Origin of the sequence: Algimonas porphyrae, from assembly GCF_041429795.1 — a bacterium.
Lineage (GTDB): Bacteria > Pseudomonadota > Alphaproteobacteria > Caulobacterales > Maricaulaceae > Litorimonas > Litorimonas porphyrae.
Genome location: NZ_CP163424.1, coordinates 3,163,053 through 3,169,281, shown reverse-complemented (window position 1 = coordinate 3,169,281; position 6,229 = coordinate 3,163,053). Strand labels below are relative to the sequence as shown.

The following is a 6,229-nucleotide window of genomic DNA, read 5'->3' as shown; positions in this document are numbered from 1 at the left end:
CGAACGTCACTCCATACGAAACCAGCAGGCTTAAGTGGGTAAGCCATTGCTATTCAACAATTTTACATGTGGAGTAACAGTATCGGTGCCCCGCCCGATGGCTGTCTACCCCAAGAGCGATCATCCCGGACCGCCTCTCCCGAGGTCCTGTTAAACACGACTCTTTCACCGAGCGTCAACGACAGAATCAGTGGTTTTTGGATGAAAGAAAAGTTGACTCTAAAAAAGGCAAGAGTCGCAGGATTCTAGCTGTCGGAAAAGTTTCACACAGGTGACATTTTCTTGTCGGGAGGCGGCATTTCGTTCCGGCACCGCAACGCCGAGTTCAACCTTTGATAAGCTTCCGCGCGTCCCGGCCCCTCAAAACCTCTCAGGCGAGTGAGCCAGAGCCTCGTTCGCCTGAGACGGGCGCCAGGCGATCAGGAGCGATGAATGGTGCGCTCCGGGGGACGGACGCTAAGACCAGTCTATAAAGACTGAGGTTCAGAAACAAAAAAACCGGGCGTGGGGCCCGGTCTCCTGATCAAATGGGGTGTGGGTCGGCCTAGCCGAGCGCCTTGCAACGCGAAGACAGGCGCGAGATTTTCCGCGCTGCCGTATTCTTGTGATAGACGCCGCGCGACACGGCCCGCATCAGTTCCGGTTCGGCCTGTTTCAGGGCCGCTTCGGCTGTCTTGCGGTCGCCAGCGGCCAGCGCGTCTTCGACGCGGCGCAGGAATGTCCGGACGCGCGAACGGCGTGCGGAATTGACAGCGGTCTTGCGCTCCATCTTGCGCACATTTTTCTTAGCAGATGACGTATTCGCCATGATCGTCTTTCGTAATGTTCAATAAAGAGAGGCCCGCACCAGATGGCCGGGCCGTCATTCGGAAGCGCGAGTTAGAGACTTGTATCTATTCTGTCAACTCTTCCGCTGTGATGGGTCGCAGCATCGTCCATTGCAGGCTCACTCATGGGAAGCTCACTGGGGCGGATACAATTTCCAGCGGTTTTTTCTCAGAACGCCCGGATCCTTGACTTTTATCAATCTTGCGTTAACCATTTCCGCAGGGGGCAGTCATGACCACAAGCATTGATCTTTTCCGTCAGACGGTCGTTCGGGATCTGAACTACCGAAAACCCATCCTTATACTGGCGCAAAATGTTCCGCTATTCGATGTCATTCCGCGCGATGAGGCCGCTCGCCCGCTGATAAAAGCGGATCATGACACGCTTGATCACGCATTGGCCGCGACACGGTTGAGCGAGGAGGGGTATCAGGTCAGACGTCAGATGGTCGATGCTGTCACGCTCGAAGCGATGGGGCGGCCCTTTGATCGCCCCATATCGATGGATGATAGCGTCTGGGCCGCCTTTCGACTCGCCAATCAGGTCGCAGATGGCCTGAACCGGATGGGGGATGATGTCGATCTGACTGATCTATGGGCAGACTGGCAAGTCGCCTTTCCTAACGGGTCGGTTGACCGATTGCTGGCATTGCTGGGTATGGAATGGACGACCGATCTTCTGGCGCTCTATTGTCACTCGCGTGAGGATGCGCCCTATCGTCGGCTGCTTGCGGCTCTGCACCGCGTCATCCATGTGGCCGCGCTTTACGATCAGTCGTATATCAAGGCCGCTTTTCTGACGGATACGTCCGACCCGGATGCCGCTAACGAAACGGATGTGGACGCTCCGCCTGATGGTCCAGCTGACGATGATCACGATCCTGACGGTCGCGATCCATCGGACGGGAATGACGACAATATCGTGCGCCATCATCTGTTCCGTTCGCGGATCATTCTGCCATCCGATCTGTTTGCCGCCCCTGTCCGGCCGAAGCCACCTGTCACAAAACCGGGACGAGGTGGTCGGAAGCTTCCGACGCCGCCCAAGACGGCCAAGGGTAAAAAGGCCTCCGGCGTGGCCAAGCGTAGCGACAAACCCGTCTATCGTCGCAAGAAGGGGGGCTGAACGCCATGACGGATTTTCCACGTTTCTATCCCGGTCAGAATTTCAAATTTGTTGTCGGTGAACTGTCGCAGACCACCATGACGCTGGTCCGCTATGAGGCGGGCGAGATCTTCCGTATCCGCAATACGCCTGCCGGGACTTTCTACTCCCTGTATGACGAGCGAGTCGACGAGCTGGAAAGCCGCGCCTACCGGGAACAGGAAGTCGAGCGGACGTCGGAAACGAGCGAGACCACGACCAGCCAGTCGACCATGCGCGATGCCGCGCAAAGTCTTCAGGCCAAATCACAGACGATTAATCTGGGAACGGAAGCGTCCGGCACTTATGGCGCGGTCAGTTTCTCAGCTTACGGCGATGTCGGGCTTACACAGAGCACACAGCGAAGCAGCCAGACGGCGCGTGAGGTTTCCGACCAGCTGGTGCGGGAAAGTCGCGAGAAAACTAAGACCCGGATCCTCAATTCTCTGTCCACCCGGGCATTGACCGTCCACACCAAACGCTCCGAGGCCGGGATCGACAATCGAAGCGGCGATCATTCCGTTGCGGTGACGCGCCTCGTCAATGAAATCCACCGCATCGATCTGCTGCAACATGCCAAACACATGTTCGCCAATATCGTGATTGCCAATCCAGCGGCTCACTATCGTGATTATATGGAAAACGATCCGACGGCACCGTCCCAGACTAACGCTACGACGCGTCCGGTACTGGAGCGGGATGGCACCGTGATCACAGCTGCCGATCTGAATACCGATAACTGGCTCGATCATTCGGCCTATTTCGGGGTCGAAGACGCGCTGCCGCCGCCGGACCCCGTCGTCTCCGTGAGCGGCAGCATAGATTTCCAGAGTCCGAAGCGGCCCAGCGTGGGCCATGATGCGATTATGACGAAAGTCCGGATCCCGGAAGGGTATGCCGCACGTCGTGCACGCGTCGCCATCGCGTCGGTGTCCCATGACAGCAAGATCAGAACACGCTTCTATCTCAGCGGACGGGGTTATGATCTGAAAAAAGCAAGCCCGGCGCAATATGTCTTCGAACTGGCCGACAATATTACCGATTCGGACGTTCTCCCGCCCATGGCGGAAGGGGGCGGCGAGCTTGATGTCGGGTTCACGGCATCAAACGCCTATGAAAGCGGTGTGACGTTCACGATCGAATGCGATCTGCTGCAGACCAGTTATGAGCTCTGGCAGTTCGACCTCTACAGATTATTGCTCGAGGCTCAGAACAAGGGAGGCGAACAATCCGTCTTCGATGCCGCCAGCGCCATCGGTGTCGACAAGGTCGATCTGTCCAACTCCCCGATTCTGCAGCGTCAGCTGATTGCCCATGAGACCCGCCGGGTGGTCTCACAGCGCATCCTGGGGGCGGACTTTAACGGGTTCAGCGTACTGGACATGGCCGGGACGCCTGCAGGGGATTATCCGCTGATCGATCACGACAAGCTGGATCGACTCAGCCCGATTGTCCAGTTCATCGATACGGTCTTCGATTACGACAAGATGAGCGTTCGCTATGTCGATAATTTCATTGGGGACCGTGATAAGCGCACGATGCCATACGAAGGACGTCGACCTGGCCCGTTGAAGGACTTCATGGAATCGACCTTTGTACGGGTCATTCTCCCGATCGCGCGCTTTGGCGATAATGAGCTGAAGTTGCGCTGGTTTCAAGAAACGGGCGAGGTTTTCGCGGGTGACGATGTGCCGGTTTTTGATGATGAGCTGTCCTTGGCGATCCTGGACGAGCTGATCCCCGCCGGTGTTCCCGATCCCGATGATACGGATCTTATCTCATCAGAGGAAATCACCCTGCCATCGCCCCACACGATCTTGCAGTCCGATGCGACATTGCCGGATTTCGAAGCCGATAGCCAACCCGCGCTGGTAACGGAAACCCGTCCGCAAGGCTCGTCCGCGCCGACCGACTGATCACAGGATGAACGAAGGCCCGCTGACACAGGACCAGATCCGCTATCTGGCGTTCGAAGGCGGTGGGGCGATGGGTACCGCCTATCTCGGCGCGCTCGTTGCTCTGGAAGAGAAAGGGCTTCTTCCCCCCGATTGCGACCAGATCGAAGGCGTTTCAGGCTCGTCGATCGGAGCAATCGTCGGCATGTGTGTCGGAATGGGTTATGGCCCCGCCGCCATCAATGCCCGACTGGTCCGGGACCGTCCTTACCGACTTCTCCACGCGGAACCGTTTCGAAAAGGCCTGGCCCGGCGCGTCGATTATGACGGTCGCAAGGACAAGACCGCTGAACCCGATGTCGGCACGACAACTCCGAAAATCCTGTCCGATTTTCCGCTTCTGATCGCTGACTATGCGAACCGCAAGGCTATCGCCGCTTTCCTCAAGGATCAAATGATGTCCTTTCTGGGCGACTGGCTGACGGAAACAGCCACGGCCATCGTGACGGATGAAAAGCTGGTTGAAGACTATGTCTACCGGGGCGCACTGGGTGCGTTGAAAAAGAACCGACTTTTCCTGCAATCGACATTGCTGGTCCTCGACCTCTTTCGAAAGATTGATCAGGGGGCAAATCCCAACGCGTTCCTGATGCCGCAATTCATCGCGTGGCTAGACGGCGAGCCATTCGAAGAGGGCTGGTTCGAAAATGAAGAGGATCGGCTGAACTATATCTATTATATCCTGGGCACAGGCGCCGTCATCGTATTGCTGAACTATGTTATCAGGATCGCCTTTGGTGGGCCATCACAGGACGGGCTTCGCAACAAGGCGCTCCTGCTGAAGGTCATTTCGGACAATATCCGTTATAATATGCCGCAACCCTGGCTCTATAAGGGGCTGGTGGATATCGGCGCCAAAATCGCCGCGCTTTTCGTCAAACAGGTTCAGAAATCGATGGACACGATCGATCTGCCGGAGCCGGACGAGGCACAGAAAGCGATCGAGAAGGCTGTGACGCAATATCTCCGCGCGTTGCTGACCTCCGAACATGTCAAATCGCTGATCAAGCAGATCTTCGGCGACTCCGGCCTTTTTGCAGGCTTGACGGTCCGGGTCATTCTTGCGGAGCTGATCTACGGCCGTGTGGAAGTGCTGGCCGATGGTCAATTCGTCAAACGCGATCCGCCCATCGACTGGTCATCGCAGGATGATCGCGACGACAGCCCCGACGCCCTGCCGGGGCGGCGTGAAGACGCGATCAGGCGTCGCTACATGCAGGCGCAGGCCATACTCAGAAGCAGTCCTGGTCTGAGTGACGAAAAGCGCGATGCGCTGAAACAGGCCAGCGAAGTGCTGGAGACGGAACTCGATGCGCTGGAGGCAGAACGCACCCGGCAGATGACTGCCATCATCGAAACCTTCACGATGGAGGACTATTACCAGCTGTTCGATATCGAACTCTGCGTCACGGGATCGAATGTTTCAACAAAGCGGACAGTGTTCTTCAACCGCTATCTGACCCCGAAAATGCCGGTCGTGGATGCCGTCGGAATCAGCTCGTCTTTTCCGTTTCTCTTCAAGCCGACCCGCCTGACATATACCGGCGGCAAAATGAGTCATGACGCCTATGATACGGATGCGGTGGCGCTGAATCTGGGAGGCGACCCCCGCGCGCTCTACCCGCCGGCGACACTCGAAGACTGGTACAGGGAAAATTACCATGGCTGGTTCATTGATGGCGGGTTGCTGAACAATATTCCGATCAATGCTTTCAACGGCCATGCGTCGGGAAATCCGAAAAAGCGTGCCTTGAGCCCGATCGACATGCTTTACGAACCGCTCAATCGCCATGTGTTGGGCTTCGTGCTTGATACGCTCGATGTCGTCCCGAAGGATTCGAAAACGGGGCGGCCTGCCTATCGCCGTCACGGATGGATCAAGAATGCGGAAGGTTTCGAGACCGAAAAGGTGCCGCCGGGCCTTATCTCCATGTTTCTGTCATCGGTTTACGAAACGCCCATGGCACATTCGACGCGTCACGCCCTTCCTGCCAAAGCCTTCCGGAGGCATCAGGTCGTCATGCTGGACACGCCCGGCGTAACGTTGTTCGATCTGATCCCGGTCGAGCGGGCGCTGCGTGATGCCGACTGGGGCAGTTACAAGACCACATGGAAACATCTGACTGGAGCAGAACCGCAGAAGACGAAGGCGGAATTTGAGAGCGTCTTCGACCGAGATAATGCCGACGGGCGAAAATGGCGCCGCAACCGCGCACAACGCCTGCAACGGCGTATGTCGCGCAAAACCGCGCGTCGGGCGACACGGGTAAGAGGGGCAACGAAAAAGAACGCATAACGGTGCC

Annotated in this window: 4 protein-coding genes; 3 read left to right on the top strand and 1 reads right to left on the bottom strand. The window is 57.1% G+C overall.

The features are described 5' to 3' along the window. Positions 1-544 precede the first annotated feature (544 nt). A complete protein-coding gene (rpsT, locus tag AB6B39_RS15395; protein ID WP_284372175.1) occupies positions 545-808 on the bottom strand; it encodes a 30S ribosomal protein S20 in 264 nt (87 codons plus the stop codon). 251 nt (positions 809-1,059) lie between these two features. On the opposite strand from rpsT, the gene AB6B39_RS15390 reads away from it, so the two are divergent. The 3 genes from AB6B39_RS15390 to AB6B39_RS15380 are packed head-to-tail and all read left to right on the top strand — an operon-like array spanning position 1,060 to position 6,222. After that, entirely contained in the window at positions 1,060-1,953 is an 894-nt protein-coding gene (locus AB6B39_RS15390; protein WP_284372177.1) for a hypothetical protein, read from the top strand. Positions 1,954-1,958: 5 nt separating this feature from the next. Then, the gene (locus AB6B39_RS15385; protein ID WP_284372180.1) at positions 1,959-3,887 is read left to right on the top strand and encodes a hypothetical protein; all 1,929 of its coding nucleotides are present in this window, start codon (positions 1,959-1,961) and stop codon (positions 3,885-3,887) included. 7 nt (positions 3,888-3,894) lie between these two features. After that, complete coding sequence (locus tag AB6B39_RS15380; RefSeq protein WP_284372182.1) at positions 3,895-6,222, top strand: patatin-like phospholipase family protein; 2,328 nt, start codon at positions 3,895-3,897, stop codon at positions 6,220-6,222. Positions 6,223-6,229: the final 7 nt, after the last annotated feature.